The following is a 14,987-nucleotide window of genomic DNA, read 5'->3' on the forward strand; positions in this document are numbered from 1 at the left end:
CCGCTTTGACGCTGCCCGGCACCGCACACTGGGAGACGCAGTGTCGTCTCCTCCACCCTACTCCCGGGGGGCATTGCTTTTCATCACACCTTCCCGGCCGGAAGGCCCTGCCAGCGCTGTGTCAGCCCAGTTGGGCGAGGTCTTCAGGCGCACCCAGACTCAGTGCGGACACCTCCAGGCCCCGCTCCTTGGCCTGGCGCTTCACGAGGCCCGCCAGAACCTTGCCGGGCCCCAGCTCGAAGAACGAGGTGACGCCCCGGTCCAGCAGCAGGTCCAGGGTGGCCTGCCAGCGCACGGCGCCGGGGATCTGCCGCACGAGGCCGTCCCGCAGCGCCTCGGGATCCGAGACTGCGGCTGCGTCCACGTTGTTCACCAGAGGGCAGGCGGGCGCCTTGAAGGCGAGGCCCTTCAGGATGGGCGCCATGCGGGCCTGGGCGGGCTCCATGAGGGGCGAGTGGAAGGGCGCGCTCACGGGCAGCTTCATAGCCTTGCGCCCGCCCCGGGCCTTGGCGGCCTCCAGGGCCGCATCTACGGCTTCGGCGTGGCCGGCGATGACGATCTGGCCGGGGCCGTTGAAGTTGGCGGGGACGACGATCTTCCCGGTGGCGGCGGCAGCCTCGGCGCAGCTGGCCTCCACGTCCGCCTGGCTCATGCCGAGGATGGCCGCCATGGCGCCCACGCCCACGGGCACGGCCTCCTGCATGGCCCGGCCGCGCTCGCGCACGGTGCGCACCGCGTCCTGGAAGCCCAGGGCCCCCAGGGCCACCAGGGCACTGTATTCGCCCAGGGAGTGGCCCGCGGCGAAGTCGGGCTTCGGCAGCCGGTGGGCCCAGGCGCGTACCACCATGGTGCTGTGGGTGAGGATGGCCGGCTGGGTGTGCTCCGTGAGCTTTAGCGTGTCCTCGGGGCCCCCGGCCATGAGCTGCGAGATCGGGAAGCCCAGGGCCGCGTCCGCATCCTGGAGGACGGCCCGCGCCGCCGGCTCAGCCGCGGCCAGCGCCACGCCCATCCCCACCGCCTGCGACCCCTGCCCCGGGAACAGCCACGCCACCTTGCTCATGTGGACCTCCTAGACATCCAAAAAACTCACCACCAAGACACCAAGACACCAAGAACTGCTCAAGAACAGCACTTTGCTTTTCTTGGTGCCTTGGTGTCTTGGTGGTAAATCCTTTTCCCTCTGTTTGGCTGGACTCAGTCTTGCGGGAGCAGCAGGGCCACGCGCTCCTGGATGCGCTCGTGGAGGCGGTGCTCGACGGCGCGCAGGGCGGCGCGGATGGCGTTGCGCACGGCCTTGTGGTCGCTGCGGCCGTGGCCGATGATGCTCACGCCCTTCACGCCCAGCAGCGGGGCGCCGCCGTACTCGGCATAGTCGAGCTTCTTCTTGAACCGCTTCATGGCGGGCTTGGCCAGGAGGCCCGCCAGCTTGGTGATGGGCGATTCCATGAAGCTGTCCCGCAGGCCGCCGATGATGCCCTCAGCCAGGGCCTCGCTGGACTTCAGCACCACATTGCCCACGAAGCCGTCGCAGGCGATGACGTCGAAGTTGCCGTTCCAGATGTCCCGGCCCTCGGCGTTGCCCTCGAAGCGGATCTCCATCTCCCGGAGCATGGCGGAGGCGTCCTTGGTCACGTCCGTGCCCTTGCCGTCCTCCTCGCCCACGCTGAGGATGCCCACGCGGGGCCGCTCCAGGCCCAGCACCTCCTCCGCGTACACCGAGCCCATCACCGCGAACTGGGCGATGTGCTCGGCCCGGCAGTCCACGTTGGCGCCCACGTCCAGGAGCACCGTGGGGGCCCCCTTCATGTTGGGCAGCACGCTGGCCAGGGCCGGCCGGTCCACGCCGTCGAGCTTGCCGATGACGAGGCTGGAGGCCACCATGGCCGCGCCGGTGTGGCCCATGGACACCACGCCGTTGGCCCGCCCCTCGCGCACGAGCTGGGCGGCCACACGGATGGAGCTGTCCTTCTTCTCCTTCAGGATGCTGGTGGCCTTGTCCTCCATGACGACGGTCTGGGAGGCATGCACCAGTTCCATGCGCGTCATCAGCTCCGGCGTGAAGCCGTGCCGGGCCAGCTGCGGACGCAGCACCGCCTCATCCCCGACGAGGATGAGGTAGAGCCCGGGCCAGGCCTGGAGGGCTTCCCGGGCACCCAGCAGCGTCGCATGGGGGGCATGGTCACCCCCCATGACGTCCAATGCGATGCGATGGCTGTCCACCGCCTTAGGCGGTCGCGGAGACGCGGACGGCCAGCTTGCCGCGGTAGAAGCCGCAGCTGGGGCACACGCGGTGGGGCAGCTTGGGGGTCTGGCAGTTGGGGCAGGTGCTGGCGCTCATGGCCTCCAGCGCGTCATGGGTGCGCCGGCGGTCGCGGCGGGCCTTGGAATGGCGGCGCTTGGGATTCGGCATGGCATGCTCCTAGCAAACAGAACGCAATGTTCCAGGTTAAGGGGTTCAGGATTCCGGGTCCAGCTTGATTCCCGCCAGGGCCTTGGTGAGGGCCCGGTTGAGGGCGGAGGGGGCCTGCGCGGATCCGGTCGGGCACTGGCAGGGGCCCTTGTTCCAGTTCTTGCCGCAGGTGGGGCAGAGCCCCTTGCAGTCCTCGGAACAGAGGGGATGCATGGGGGCCTGGAGCTCGAACTGCTCGCGCACCAGCTCGGCCTCGTCCAGGGTGTCCTCGGGCAGGAAGACCACGTCCAGGTCCTGGGAGCCCAGGGTGTGCGAGCCGCGGCCCACCAGGTCCGGGTCCTTGCTGCCCAGGAACTGGCTGGCCACGGAGATGGGGCGGTCCAGGGGCGCGAGGCAGCGGCTGCAGGCGCCCTGCCACACGGCCTGGCCCTTCACCTCCAGGAAGACATCGCCATCGGAGGCCAGGGCGAACACGGACCAGTCCAGGTCCCTCAGGGAGACATCCCCCTCCAGCGCCACCTCCGCGGTGGTGCCGTTCAGGCGGAGGCCCTCCGGGGGCAGCTTGTGGAGGTCGATCACTTCTTGGCTCCGGCATCCGCGGCGGGGGCATCGGCCTTGGGGGCCGCCGTGCTGCCCGACCCGCTGACGGGCGAGGAGGTGGTCACCTGGCCGGGGGTGCGGACGATGGGGCCGGCCTCGTCCTGGTTGCCCGGGTCGCCGGCGCACTTCAGCTCGTAGGTGGCCCGGCTGGACTTGCCTTCATAGGGCTGGCCGAAGGGGTCCTGGGCGGTCATGCCGACCTTGATGAGGCTCTCCTTCACCAGGGAGGAGTTGCCGTCCACCATGGCGTCGAAGCTGCCGAAATCCGGGAAGCGGCCGTGCTTGAGGTAGTACTGGTCCAGCCCCTCGGCCACGATCTTGAGGTCATCCTGGGCCTTGAGGTAGCGGGCCTGGGCCGAGTGCTTCTTGTACTGCGAGAAGCCCAGCGTGCCCAGGACGGCGATGATCATCATCGCCACCAGGAGTTCCAGCAGGGAGAATCCGCGGTCGCGGCGGCGGGCGGGGGTCGGGGTCATGGATGGATCCGGGATGAGGGCTCGTCTGCGGGGCATCCGAGCGTTCCAGTGTGCCAGGAATGGCTGAAAAAGCAAGGTTTCATCGGCTTCATGCGTCCTTGGGGCCCTCGGTTCCAGGGCCTTCGTCGACCGGGGGGGGCGGGAAGTCCGCGGGCCAGGGGAAGTCCTGGGGAAGGGCTTCCAGGCCCCCCAGCTCCGCCAGCCAGTAGCGGTAGGCCCGGAAGCTCATGCCCAGCCGCTTGCCGGCCTTGGTCTTCACGCCGCCCACCTCCTCCAGGGCCCGGCGGAGGAAGTGGCCCTTGAGGGCCGTGAGCCAGGCCTCCAGGTCGAACCCGTCGCAGGGGATCATCAGGGGCACCGGGCGGCCCGCGCCCTCGGCGGGGGCCGCCTGCCCGAAGCCGTCCGGCAGCAGGTCCCGGGTGATGGGCCCGCCGGCGTTCAGAGCCACGCAGCGCTCCATGAGGTTCTCCAGCTCCCGCACGTTGCCCGGGAACCGGTAGGCCAGCAGCTGGGCCATGGTGTCCGCGTGGAGCTGCATGGGGGGCTTGGCCAGCTTCTGGCAGGAGCGCCGCAGGAAGTGCTCGGCCAATACCGGCAGGTCCTCGGGCCGCTCGCGCAGGGGTGGCAGCTCGATCTGGAGGATGTTCAGGCGGTAGTAGAGGTCCTCGCGGAAGGCCCCGGCTTCGGTCCGGGCCCGCAGGTCCCGGTTGGTGGCCGCGATGACGCGCACATCCACGGCCCGCTCCTCCGTGGCCCCCAGGCGCCGCACCCGGCGCTCCTGGAGCACCCGCAGCAGCTTCACCTGGAGGGAGAGGGGCATCTCCCCGATCTCGTCCAGGAACAGGATGCCCCCGCCGGCCTCCTCGAAGAGCCCCCGCTTCATGGCCCCGGCGCCGGTGAAGGCCCCCTTCTCGAAGCCGAACAGCTCGCTCTCCAGCAGGGCCTCGGGCAGCGCCCCGCAGTTCACGGCCACGAAGGGCCCCTTGGCGCGGTCCGAGTAGCGGTGGATGAGCCGGGCCACCACCTCCTTGCCCGTGCCGCTCTCGCCCGTCAGCAGCACCGTCGTATCCGCCCGGGAGACCTTGCCGATGAGGGCATTGATCTTCCGCATGACGGGCCCCACGCCCACCAGCTCGCCCAGGTCCTGGGGCGGGGGGGCGGCCGGCTCCGCCGCGGCCAGGAGGCCTTTCAGCGTGCCGATGAGGTCCTCGTGCTTGAAGGGTTTGGTGATGAAGTCCACGGCCCCCTGGTTCAGGGCCTGCACCGTGGTCTCCGTGGTGGCATAGGCGGTCATGATGACCACCGGCGTCTCCAGGCCCTCCTCCTTCATCCAGGAGAGCAGCTCGATGCCGGAGCCGTCCTTGAGCTTCAGGTCCGAGAGAACCCCGTCGAAGGTGGTCTCCCGCAGGGCCCGCTCCCCCTCCTCGATGCCGGCGACGGCCTCGCAGCGGAAGCCGGCGTCCTCCAGGGCCAGGGTCAGGACCTCCCGGAGGCCGGGCTCGTCCTCCACCAGCAGGATCCGTTGGGTCGTGGCAAGGGACATGGCAACCTGGAGAAGTGACGCGCTAGGTCAGTTATCCTATCTTGCACCCTTGGTTGGAGTCCCGTGAAGCACGTCGTCTTTGCCCACCGGAAGCTGTCCTTCGGGGGGGGCGAGCGGGTGCTCCTGGAGCAGGTGGCGGCCTTGGCGCCCCTGCCCGTGAAGGTTTCCGTGATCTTCCGGAAGGAGCCGGGCAAGCGCGACATCGAACCCGAGCTGCGCCAGCGGAACCCGAACGTCGTGGAGGTGCTCCACCTGCCTGGCGCCTTGGGCGCCTTCCGGTGGCTGCGGCAGACGCGGCCCGACCTCCTGGTGCTCTGCAACCACAAGGGTGTGCAGCGGGCCCTGCCCTGGCTGGCCCGCTTCGGCCGGCGCATCCCCACGGTCCTCACCCTGCACGAGCACTACGAGCGCCACCTGCGGAAGTACCGCGGCGTGAGGGGCCTGGTGGACCGCTGGATCTGCACCTACGACTTCACCGCCGCCGTGCGCGAGCACCTGGGGACCGCCCCCTGCCGCATCATCCACCCCCTGTATCCCCGGCCCGAGGTCCGGCCCGTGGACGCGGAGGCGAGGCGCGCCGCGCGGCGCGCGCTGGGCGTGCCGGAGGAGGGCGTGGTGGTGGGGTACGCCGGCCAGATGGACGCCCGGAAGGCCACCGCCGACGTGGTCCGGTTCGCCGCCCGGCTGGGTGAGCGGCTGAGGGAACCCCTGCACCTGCTGCTGGCAGGCCGGGAGGATCGGGACTACGCGCAGAGCATCCAGGACGCCCTTGAGGATGAAAACCTGGCCAGCCGCTGCACCCGCACGGGCCCGCTGGAGGACCTTTCGCCGGCCTTCGCGGCCCTGGACCTCTACGTCATGACCAGCCGCAACGAAGGCTTCTTCCCCCTGGCCCTCATCGAGGCCCTGGAGCGGGGCGTGCCCGTGCTGGCCCCCTCCGTGGGCGGCATCGGCACCATGCTCAGGGATGGCGAGGGCGGCTTCCTCATCCCCAAGCCCGACGACCGGAAGCCCATCGACGGCGCCCTGCTCCAGGCCGGCGCCGCCCGCATCGCCCCCCTGCTGGCGGATTCCGCCGCCTGGGAGGCCCAGCGGGCCAAGGCCCACGCCTTCGGCACGGCCCTCACCCGGAACTACGATGCCGCGGCGAAGTTCCGCGAGGCGGTGGCGCCATGGCTGTGATCCCCGAGGGCGCCACCTGGGTGCGCTTCCCGCGATTTGTGGGGGACGCCGCCATGCAGCTGCCCGTGCTGCGCCTGCTGCGGGAGATCGGCGCGGGGCCCCTGGTGGTCTGGGGGCCGAAGGCCACCGTGGGCCTGGTGGCGGACACCTGGTTCTGCGACGCGGCCCTGCCCGACGAGGGCAAGCCCGGCCCCTTCGCCATGGCCCGCATCCTGAGGCGGCACCGGGCCGCCCGCAGCATCCACTTCCCCAAGTCCCTGCGGCCCGCCCTGGCGGCCTGGCTGGCCCGGGTGCCCGAGCGCATCGGCGTGGACGAGAGCCTGGCGGGCCCCTTCAACACCCACAGTGGCCCCTTCTGGGAGGCCGATGGGCCCTTCCTGCTGCGCTACCACGCCGTCCTGAAGCGGCGCTGGCCGGACCTGCCCCCCATGCCCTACGCGGATTTCGACCCGGCCGTGCCCATCGAAAAGCCCCGTGAGCGCTACCTCTGCCTCATGCCCGGCTCCACCTGGCCCTCCAAGGCCTGGCCCGTGGCGCACTACCGGGCCCTGCTCCTGAAGGCCCGGGCCGAGGGCTTCGCCGTGGCGGTCCTGGGCTCGCCCGACGAGGCGGAGACCTGCGCGGCCGTGGCCGGAGTGGAGGGGATCGACCTCTGCGGGAAGACCACCCTCAAGGAGGCCGCCGCCTGGATGCGCGGGGCCGCCGCCGTGCTGGGCAACGACTCGGGCCTCAGCCACCTGGCCGCCGCCACCGGCGCGCCCGTGCTGGCCCTCTACGGCGCCACGGATCCCGGCGGGTCCACCCCCTGGGGCCCGGCCAGCCGCGGTCTGCGCAAGGACGGCATCCCCTGCGCCCCCTGCTTCAAGCGGGATTGCTTCACCCCGGGCCACCCCTGCCTGGCGGGCATTGGACCCGACCAGGTGTGGGGCGAGTTGCGGAGTCTCATCTCCGGATAGAATCACAGGTCTTCCACGAGGTCCCGCATGCTCCGCCGCCTCCTCCTCGCCTGCGCCGCCGTCTCCCTCATGGCCCAGGCCCCCGCCATCAGCTTCGACAAGACCCACCACAACTTCGGCCGCATCACGCCGGACCGGAAGGTGGCCGCCAAGTACCGCGTCAGCAACACGGGCAACGCCATCCTCAGCATCACGCAGGTGCGGCCCAGCTGCGGCTGCACGGCCACGGTGATCGGCAAGTGGTCCATCGCCCCGGGCGAAAGCACGGATCTCGAGGCCACCTTCGACCCCCGGGGCCTCAAAGGTGGCGTGCGCAAGTCCATCGAGGTGATCTGCAACGACCCGAAGACCCCGGCCACCAGCCTGACCCTCGAGGCGGAAGTGGTGCAGGAGATCATGCCCTCCGTGGAGTCGGTCTACTTCCACCACGCGCCCAAGTCGTCCACCTCGCGCAGCACGGTCCGCTACGCCAGCGGCAACGGTGAGCCCGTGCAGATCGTGGACGTGAAGGCGCCCGGCGCCCCCTTCCTCTCCTTCGCCTACCGGCAGGAGGGCAAGGACCTGGTGCTGGAAGTGGCCTTCGACGGCCGCAAGGTGCCCGCAGGCCGCTTCCGCGGCGTGGAGCAGGCCACGGTGCGCTTCACGAACCCCCGCATGAGCCAGATGGGCCTGAACATCCAGTGGGAGCTGAAGCCCTCGGTCCAGGCCACGCCGGCCGAGCTGGTCTTCCAGGACGCCGCCGGCCGGGAGCTGCGGCAGAAGCTCGCCCTCAAGCAGGCTGACGGCCACGCCTTCCGCGTCACCGGCAGCCGCTGCTCCCTGTCGGGCGTCCGGGTGGAGGGCCTGGGCCCCCGCTCCGCCAGCCAGGACCTGTCGGTGGTGCTGCCCGCCACGCTGAAGGCGGGCCGGTACAGCGAGGTGCTCTCCCTGACCACCGATGACCCGGATCAGCCTGAATTGACGATCCGCCTGGCCGCCATCTTGAAATAACAGCAGAACGTCAAAGCCTTCGCGATTCCTCCTTCGTCCATCCGGAACGGGGCGATAGCCTGGAGGGATGCCGGAGTCCCGCAGGTCCCACCTCATCGCCGTCTTCGCCATGGCGGCCATCGCGGCCATCTGGGGCGGCGGGTTCCCCGCCACCAAGTACTGCCTCCAGGCAGGCCTGTCCGTGGGGGCCCTGCTGACCCTCCGCTTCGCCGTGGGAACCCTGGGCCTGGGCCTGATGATGCTGCTGCTCCGGGTGCCCATCCGGCGGCAGGAGGCCCTGGACGGCCTCTGGCTGGGGCTGGTGCTGGCGGCCCTGTTCTGGCTCCAGACGGACGGCCTGCGCTTCACCACCACCTCGAAGTCCGGCTTCATCACCGGCCTCTACGTGATCTTCACGCCCCTGGTGGCCCTCCTGGCGGGGGACCGGCTGCGGCCCTCCCACGGACTGGCCGCCCTGGTGGCCCTCGCGGGCCTGGCCCTGCTGGTGCGCGAGCCCGGCGCCGCCTGGGGCGGCTGGAACCGGGGCGACTCCGAGACCCTGCTGGCCTCGGCGCTCTGCGGCGTCCAGATCGTGATGACGGCCCACTTCTCGAGACGCTCCTCGGGCTGGGTGCTGGCCTTCATGCAGGTGGCCGTCACCGGGGCCCTGTCGCTGATCATCACCCTGGCCCTGCCCGCGCCCCACGGCTTCCAGGGCGCTGGCGCCGCGCTCTCCCGGGGCGGCACCTGGGTGTCCCTGGGCTTCATGGGCCTCCTGGCCACCACCCTGGCCTTCTACGTGCAGAGCACCATGCAGGCCCGCCTGGGGGCCACGGAGAGCGCCATCCTCTTCAGCACGGAACCGGTCTGGACGGCCGCCATCGCCATCAGCGGCGTCGTCCCCGGTGTCCTGGAGCACCTGGGCCCGGCCCAGCTGGCGGGCGGCCTCCTCATCCTCGCGGCCACCTTCGTGGCGGAGCTGGGGCCCCGGCTCCTGAAGCGGCTCCAGCGGCCGGAGGCGGAAGAGGCCATCGGATAGCCGGTATCCTGTTGAAGCAGAGGAGTGGGCATGTTCATCGTCACGGGCGGGGCGGGATTCGTGGGCAGCAACCTGGTGCGGGAGCTGAACCGCCGCGGGCACACGGACATCCTGGTGGTGGACAACCTGGCCCGGGCGGAGAAGGCCCGGAATCTGGCGGACCTGACGCTCTCGGACTACATGGACAAGCGCGAGTTCCGCGCCCGCCTGGACGCCGGCACGCTGGACCTGAGCCCCGAGGCCGTGTTCCACAACGGCGCCTGCTCCGACACCATGGAGACCGACGGCCGCTACATGATGGAGAACAACTACGGGGACTCGAAGGCCCTGCTCCACTGGTGCCTGGCCCGGAAGACGCCCCTGGTCTACGCCAGCAGCGCCGCCACCTACGGCGCCAGCACGGCCTTTGAGCCCGTTCCGGCCAACGAGGGCCCGCTCAACGTCTACGGCTACTCCAAGCTGGCCTTCGACCAGCACGTGCGGAGCCTGCTGCCCGCCATCCAGAGCCCCGTGGTGGGCCTGCGCTACTTCAACGTCTTCGGCCCGCGGGAGGGCCACAAGGGCCGGATGATGTCCGTGCTGCACCAGCTGCTGCGCCAGCTGAAGGAGGAGGGCGCCTGCCGGCTCTTCGAGGGCACGGACGGCTACGGGAACGGCGAGCAGCGGCGGGACTTCATCTTCGTCGGCGACATCGTGGCCATCAACCTGCACTTCGGCGCCGGGGCCATGGCCAAGGGCATCGTCAATGCAGGCACCGGGAAGGCCCGCAGCTTCAACGACATCGCGAAGACCCTCATTGCCCACCTGGGTAAGGGCCGCATCGAGTACATCCCCTTCCCCGAAACTCTGCGGGGCAAGTACCAGAGCTTCACCCAGGCGGACGTGCGCAGCCTGCGCGAGGCCGGCTTCACCGCCCCCTTCACGGAGCTGGAGGCCGGCATCCAGGCCACGCTGGCTGAACTCTAGGTTCGCCTCGGATCCTCGAAAGAAGCAGGAACACAGAGGGCACGGAGTTCGCACAGAGGACACAGAGAAAGACAGGTCGGGGTTGTTCTCTGTGCCATCTGTGGCTCTCTGCGTCCTCTGTGTTCCTGGTTTCCCTGCCAGGACAGACCTTCAGGCCCTGCGGTCCAGCACCACGAGCGTCACGTCGTCCACGAAGGGCGCGGGGGCGTTGAAGGTCCGGGCCTGGGCGATGATGGCGGCCGCGGCCTCCTCGGCGCCGGCGGGAAGCTCGGCGCAGATGCGGCGCAGGCCGGCCTCCTCGAGCATGGTGCGGTCCTCCCGCTCCACTTCCACCAGGCCGTCCGTGTAGAGCACCAGGCGATCCTCGGGCAGGAACTCCGCGTCGTGCTCCATGAAGGGGAGCTGCGCGTCCAGGCCCAGCATGAAACCCTTGCCGCGCAGCACCTCGGAGCGCTGGAGGCCGCCGCGGGAACCCCGCACGATGCGCAGGGGGGCGCAGTGGCCCGCGGCCACGTAGCGGATGCGGTCCGTGGCGGGGTCCAGGCGGCCCAGCCAAGCCGTGGCGAACTGCTCCGCCAGGGTGGAGCGGCACAGGTCCTCGTTCATGCCCAGGGCCCAGGCCAGGGGCTCGCCGCCGAGGCGCACCTGGTTCTCGAAGGAGGTCTTCACCATGGCCGAGATGAGGGCGGCGGTGACGCCGTGGCCACTCACGTCGGCGATCATCATGGCCGTGCTCCCGTCCGCCAGGGGCAGGACGGCGTAGATGTCCCCGCCGATGCCCGCCGCCGGCAGGTAGCAGTGGGTGTAGCTCACCCCGCCGCCCTCGCCGGGGAGCTTGGGCAGCAGGCCCATCTGGAGGGCCGCGGCGAGCTCCATCTCCTCGCGCACGCGCTCCTGGAAGGCCGTCAGCTCCTTGTTCTGGCGCCTGATCTCCTTCTGCATCCCGATGAGGCGGAAGGTGGAGTCCACCTTGGCCAGCACCTCCTGGGCATGGAAGGGCTTGGGGATCATGTCGTCGGCGCCCATGGAAAGGCTGCCGATGCGCGAGGCCGTGCCGTCCAGGGCCGAGAGGATGATGAAGTAGATGTCCTGGGTGGTGGGATCGCTCTTCACCCGTTTGCAGAGTTCGTCGCCCGACATCTCGGGCATGCGGAGGTCCGAGATGATGAGGTCCGGCTTGAGGCGGCCCATCTCGCCCATCGCCTCCGCGCCGTTGCCCGCGGTCAGGACCTGGTAGCCCGCCCGCTTGAGGTAGAAGCTGAGGATGTCCCGGATGGGCGCTTCATCATCCACCACCAGGACCACGCCCTTGGCCATGCCGATTCCCCGGTGGCGGCCGGTCTCAGGCGCCGCGGAGGGCGTCCTGCTCCGTGGCGAAGATGGAGAAATAGTTGGTGAGGTTCGTCTGGTCGAAGGTCTTCTTCACAGGTGCGGGGAGGCAGGCCAGGTGGAGCTTGCCGCCGGACTTGTCCACGCTGTTGCGCGCCGCGACGAGAAGGCCCAGGCCGGAGGAATCGATGAAGCTGACGCCTTCCAGGTTGATCACCAGGAGCTTCGGCTGGGCCGTGGCCACCGTCTCCCGGATCACATCCCGCAGCTGGGCGGTCACCTCGAAGTTGACCTTGCCCTGGATGGACACCACAGAGGCGGTGCCTTCTTGGCGGGTCTGGATGTTCAGCATGGCTCCTCCTGAAGGATTCCCTGAAGGACTCTCCGCCGGGCGGCGTCCCGCTGGCGCTGTTTGTATTCGGAATGGGATGCAGGACCAGATCGTGAGCTTTGGAACCCTGATTGTTCCATCACTTGGACTTCATGTGCGAAGAAGAAAGTAAACTCCTCCTGCTCCTGGATCAACTCTGGAATGCCGGCGAGGGCCGCAAGGTCCCCCTGCCCCAGGCCCCGGAGGCGCTCCTGGAGGGTCTCCAGGGCCGAGGTGCCGGGACCTGGAAGGCGGATCAGGGTGCGCGCCGTGAACTGGATGGCTGAGTAATCCTTACTGGAAAACGGGTTCTGTTCAATCCCGCCGCTCTTGAGGGCCAGGGCCCGGCTGAGGGCCTCGCGATCCGAGGGGCTCAGGTCCTGGATCTGGAACATGGGCGGCAGGGTCTCCGTCCAGGCCGCCAGGGCCTCCAGGTCGATCATCAGGTTCCGGCTCCGGCTGGGCTTGATGTGGGTGGGCATCAGCACGTGGTGGTCCAGCAGGAAGCGGATGACCATGAGCACGCCCAGGCGGTCCTCGGCCACGAAGCGGATGCCGATCTGGTCGTAGATGGTCTCGGCCACGTTCTCGGGCTTGTGGAGCATCTTGAGGAGCATGGAGACGCGGTCCTTGTTCTCCTTGCGCTCCACCGCCACCAGCGGCACCTCGTAGGCGCCCCGCAGCAGCCAGCGCCCGCCCTCGCACACGAGGAACTGGTCGTAGCGGTCGAAGACCTGGCGCTGGATCTCGGGCAGGAAGCGCAGGTTCACGTTGTGGTCCACGTGGAAGAGGGTGTGCATCACCCGCAGCACCGCGCAGGACCAGCGGCCGTCCAGGGTCCGCGGGCGCTCCGAGGCCCAGACCAGGAGGTCGAGGGGATCCTCCAGGGTCCGCAGCTCCCGCGGCACATGGAGGCAGGTCCCCTCCAGCACCACGCCCTCCAGGAAGTCGATGGCGTCTTCGTAGACGCGCCCCACGTGGGCCCGGTGGGCGGGGTTGCCCATGTCGTACCCGTAGTTCAGGGCGAAGGTCCAGGCCTCCTCGTGGGACTGGATGCGCAGGCCCTCCAGGTCGATGGGCGATCCCCCGCCCAGGATCACCTTCGTGACCTCCGGGGGCATGGGGAACAGAGCATGGTGGCGCATGACGTCGAGCATCTTTACCAGCATTCCTCAGTATGAATCATAAAAAAACGGGGCGCCCATGAAATGGCGCCCCGTCCTGGATCGTTCGGGTCCTACTTGATGGCGAAGGCGGCGACGAGCACGTAGATCACGAGGGCCTCGATGAGGGCCAGGCCGATGATCATGGTGGTGCGGATGTTGCCGGCGGCCTGGGGATTGCGGGCCACGCCCTCGCAGGCGGCGACCACGGCCTTGCCCTGGGCCAGACCGCAGCCGGCGGCCGCGATGGCGAGGGAGAGGTGGGCCACGAACTGGCCTTCGAAGAGGCTCTTGGTGGCGGCGGCGGGGGCGCCCTGCGCGAAGGCGACGGCGGCCAGGGTGAAGAGGAAGGCGGTGGTGAGGAACTTCTTCATGGTGGTGCTCCTAGGTGGTGCCCTCGGGGTTCGGAATCCCTCGGACAGTTGTGGTAACGAGAATGGATGGCGGCAAGGAGGCCAGGCTTAGCCTGGGCGACGCGCCGGGGGGTCCCGGGGGGGCCTTTGCCCGCTGCGCGGGCACCCCCCGGACAGCACTAATGCTCGTGCGAGACGGCGCCGCTCAGGTAGATGGTCGCCAGCATCGTGAACACGAAGGTCTGGATGAGGCCGAAGAAGAGGCCCAGGAACATCATGGGGATGGGCAGGAGGATGGGCAGCAGGCCGAAGAAGATGCCGGCCACCACGTGCTCGCCCGCGATGTTGCCGAAGAGACGGAGCGAATGGCTGAGGATGCGGCTGAGGAGGCCCAGGATCTCCAGCGGGAACATGAGGGGGGCCAGCCACCAGATGGGGCCGGCGAAGTGGGCCCAGTACTTCACGAACCCCTGCTCCTTCATGCCGTGGAAGTTGTAGTAGCCGAACACCACGAGGGCCGCGCCCAGGGTCACGTTCCAGTTGCTGGTGCCGGGGCTCAGGGCCGGAAGCAGGCCGAAGAGGTTGTTGAAGAAGACGAACAGCGCCATGGTCCCGATGAAGGGCAGGTAGCGCTCGCCGTGGTGGGCGATGTTGTCGTTGATCATGCCCTTGAGCCACTCCACCACGCCCTCGAACATCTGCTGGAGGGGACCGGGGATCCGGGCCAGGTTCTTCCGCACCAGCGCGGTGATGAGCATGGCCAGGAGGGCGGCCAGGGCGGCGTTGAGCAGGTGGTCGTAGCGCTCGATGACGGACAGCGCGGCCCCGTGGGCGAAGCCGGGCCAGGGATGGCGGGCCAGCCCCAGGACCTGGGTGAGCCACTGGGCGAGCAACGATGCGTGGTGTTCCATCTCGGTCGGACCTCAATCAGGCGGCGTCTTCGGGTTTCTGGAAGGCCAGGCGCAGCGCTTCCAGCAGGATACCGGCCACAAAGAGGAGCACCCCCATGGCCAGCGGCAGGGCTTCCGCCGGGTACCTCCCCATCATCCCACGCAGCACCAGCGCGATCAACGCCAGTTTGCCCATGGACAGGAAGCCGTAGAGCCACCTCCGGCGCACGGAGGGCGTCAGCATCCGAGCCGTCAGGAGACGGTGGAGGGTCCAGAAGGCCAGGCTGGCCAGGGCCCCCACGGCGAAGGCCAGGGCGGCCGTCCAGGAGCGCAGGAAGCCCCACAGGGGGATGCCCAGGAGCCCCAGGATCACCATGGCGCCGGTCACGCGGCGGAGGTGGTCCTCGCCCTCGCCGCTAGCCGCGTTCATCGGGGTCCTTCCCTTCCCTGCCCTCGTCCTGGAGCCGCTTCAGCTCCTCCTCGTCCCGCTTGGCCATGCGCCGGTTCACCTTGTAGAGCTCCCAGAAAGCCGCGGCAATGCCCCAGGCCAGGCCGGCCCACTGGCCCACGGCCGGCCGCCCGAACCAGCCACCGATCCAGCGGCCCAGGAAGAACCCCAGGGCGATGCAGAGGGGGAAGGTGAGGCCCAGGGACATGAGGTCCCCCCAGACCGCCCGCTCCCCAGGATCTGCGTCCCCGCCGCGCTTGAAAATCACCGCCCCCCCAAAAAGAAAAGGCGCG

General features: G+C 69.5%; 18 protein-coding genes. 5 read left to right on the plus strand and 13 right to left on the minus strand.

What is annotated here, in order from left to right; translation table 11 throughout:
- Positions 1 to 121: 121 nt before the first annotated feature.
- From fabD to G398_RS16785, 6 genes are all read right to left on the minus strand, one after another.
- The gene (gene fabD / locus G398_RS0106585; RefSeq protein WP_026853008.1) at positions 122 to 1,060 is read right to left on the minus strand and encodes an ACP S-malonyltransferase; all 939 of its coding nucleotides are present in this window, start codon (positions 1,058 to 1,060) and stop codon (positions 122 to 124) included.
- A gap of 134 nt (positions 1,061 to 1,194) precedes the next feature.
- Positions 1,195 to 2,220 (minus strand): phosphate acyltransferase PlsX, encoded by a 1,026-nt coding sequence (gene plsX, locus G398_RS0106590; RefSeq protein WP_026853009.1) that lies wholly within the window; start codon positions 2,218 to 2,220, stop codon positions 1,195 to 1,197.
- Between the two features lie 4 nt (positions 2,221 to 2,224).
- Complete coding sequence (rpmF, locus tag G398_RS0106595; RefSeq protein WP_026853010.1) at positions 2,225 to 2,410, minus strand: 50S ribosomal protein L32; 186 nt, start codon at positions 2,408 to 2,410, stop codon at positions 2,225 to 2,227.
- Positions 2,411 to 2,455: 45 nt separating this feature from the next.
- Positions 2,456 to 2,989 carry a YceD family protein gene (locus G398_RS0106600; protein WP_026853011.1) on the minus strand — a complete coding sequence of 178 codons (534 nt, stop codon included), beginning with the start codon at positions 2,987 to 2,989 and terminating at the stop codon, positions 2,456 to 2,458.
- Positions 2,986 to 3,486, minus strand: a complete 501-nt coding sequence (locus G398_RS19430) for a type II secretion system protein (RefSeq protein ID WP_052571607.1) — start codon at positions 3,484 to 3,486, stop codon at positions 2,986 to 2,988. The genes G398_RS0106600 and G398_RS19430 overlap by 4 nt, the downstream gene beginning before the upstream one ends.
- An 88-nt stretch (positions 3,487 to 3,574) precedes the next feature.
- Positions 3,575 to 5,029 (minus strand): sigma-54-dependent transcriptional regulator, encoded by a 1,455-nt coding sequence (locus tag G398_RS16785; protein WP_052571608.1) that lies wholly within the window; start codon positions 5,027 to 5,029, stop codon positions 3,575 to 3,577.
- A gap of 63 nt (positions 5,030 to 5,092) precedes the next feature.
- Here G398_RS16785 and G398_RS0106615 point away from each other — a divergent pair, with 63 nt between their 5' ends.
- The 5 genes from G398_RS0106615 to rfaD all read left to right on the plus strand — a co-directional run bounded on the left by G398_RS0106615 (position 5,093) and on the right by rfaD (position 10,141).
- Positions 5,093 to 6,211 carry a glycosyltransferase family 4 protein gene (locus tag G398_RS0106615; RefSeq protein ID WP_026853012.1) on the plus strand — a complete coding sequence of 373 codons (1,119 nt, stop codon included), beginning with the start codon at positions 5,093 to 5,095 and terminating at the stop codon, positions 6,209 to 6,211.
- Positions 6,202 to 7,167, plus strand: a complete 966-nt coding sequence (locus G398_RS19435; protein WP_052571610.1) for a glycosyltransferase family 9 protein — start codon at positions 6,202 to 6,204, stop codon at positions 7,165 to 7,167. Before G398_RS0106615 ends, G398_RS19435 begins: the two co-directional genes overlap by 10 nt.
- A 27-nt stretch (positions 7,168 to 7,194) precedes the next feature.
- On the plus strand, positions 7,195 to 8,157 hold the full coding sequence (locus tag G398_RS19440; RefSeq protein ID WP_052571611.1) for a DUF1573 domain-containing protein: 963 nt from the start codon (positions 7,195 to 7,197) through the stop codon (positions 8,155 to 8,157).
- Between the two features lie 67 nt (positions 8,158 to 8,224).
- A complete protein-coding gene (locus G398_RS0106630) occupies positions 8,225 to 9,175 on the plus strand; it encodes a DMT family transporter (RefSeq protein WP_026853013.1) in 951 nt (316 codons plus the stop codon).
- Positions 9,176 to 9,205: 30 nt separating this feature from the next.
- Positions 9,206 to 10,141, plus strand: coding sequence for an ADP-glyceromanno-heptose 6-epimerase (gene rfaD, locus G398_RS0106635; protein ID WP_026853014.1), 936 nt, complete (start codon positions 9,206 to 9,208; stop codon positions 10,139 to 10,141).
- Positions 10,142 to 10,291: 150 nt separating this feature from the next.
- On the opposite strand, the gene G398_RS0106640 is transcribed toward rfaD, so the two are convergent.
- The 7 genes from G398_RS0106640 to G398_RS16805 all read right to left on the minus strand — a co-directional run bounded on the left by G398_RS0106640 (position 10,292) and on the right by G398_RS16805 (position 14,902).
- A complete protein-coding gene (locus tag G398_RS0106640; RefSeq protein ID WP_026853015.1) occupies positions 10,292 to 11,458 on the minus strand; it encodes a PP2C family protein-serine/threonine phosphatase in 1,167 nt (388 codons plus the stop codon).
- 25 nt (positions 11,459 to 11,483) lie between these two features.
- On the minus strand, positions 11,484 to 11,822 hold the full coding sequence (locus tag G398_RS0106645) for an anti-sigma factor antagonist (RefSeq protein ID WP_026853016.1): 339 nt from the start codon (positions 11,820 to 11,822) through the stop codon (positions 11,484 to 11,486).
- Positions 11,816 to 13,009 carry a TIGR04552 family protein gene (locus G398_RS0106650; protein ID WP_084512131.1) on the minus strand — a complete coding sequence of 398 codons (1,194 nt, stop codon included), beginning with the start codon at positions 13,007 to 13,009 and terminating at the stop codon, positions 11,816 to 11,818. Before G398_RS0106650 ends, G398_RS0106645 begins: the two co-directional genes overlap by 7 nt.
- A gap of 68 nt (positions 13,010 to 13,077) precedes the next feature.
- Positions 13,078 to 13,377, minus strand: coding sequence for an ATP synthase F0 subunit C (locus G398_RS0106655; protein WP_026853018.1), 300 nt, complete (start codon positions 13,375 to 13,377; stop codon positions 13,078 to 13,080).
- Positions 13,378 to 13,535: 158 nt separating this feature from the next.
- A complete protein-coding gene (gene atpB / locus G398_RS16800) occupies positions 13,536 to 14,267 on the minus strand; it encodes a F0F1 ATP synthase subunit A (protein WP_084512134.1) in 732 nt (243 codons plus the stop codon).
- Positions 14,268 to 14,283: 16 nt separating this feature from the next.
- Positions 14,284 to 14,676: a hypothetical protein gene (locus G398_RS0106665; protein WP_026853019.1), complete on the minus strand. Its 393-nt coding sequence runs from the start codon at positions 14,674 to 14,676 to the stop codon at positions 14,284 to 14,286.
- Positions 14,663 to 14,902 (minus strand): AtpZ/AtpI family protein, encoded by a 240-nt coding sequence (locus G398_RS16805; protein ID WP_043484051.1) that lies wholly within the window; start codon positions 14,900 to 14,902, stop codon positions 14,663 to 14,665. Before G398_RS16805 ends, G398_RS0106665 begins: the two co-directional genes overlap by 14 nt.
- Positions 14,903 to 14,987 lie beyond the last annotated feature (85 nt).

This window comes from Geothrix fermentans DSM 14018 (genome assembly GCF_000428885.1).
In the GTDB taxonomy this organism is placed as follows: Bacteria; Acidobacteriota; Holophagae; order Holophagales; family Holophagaceae; genus Geothrix; species Geothrix fermentans.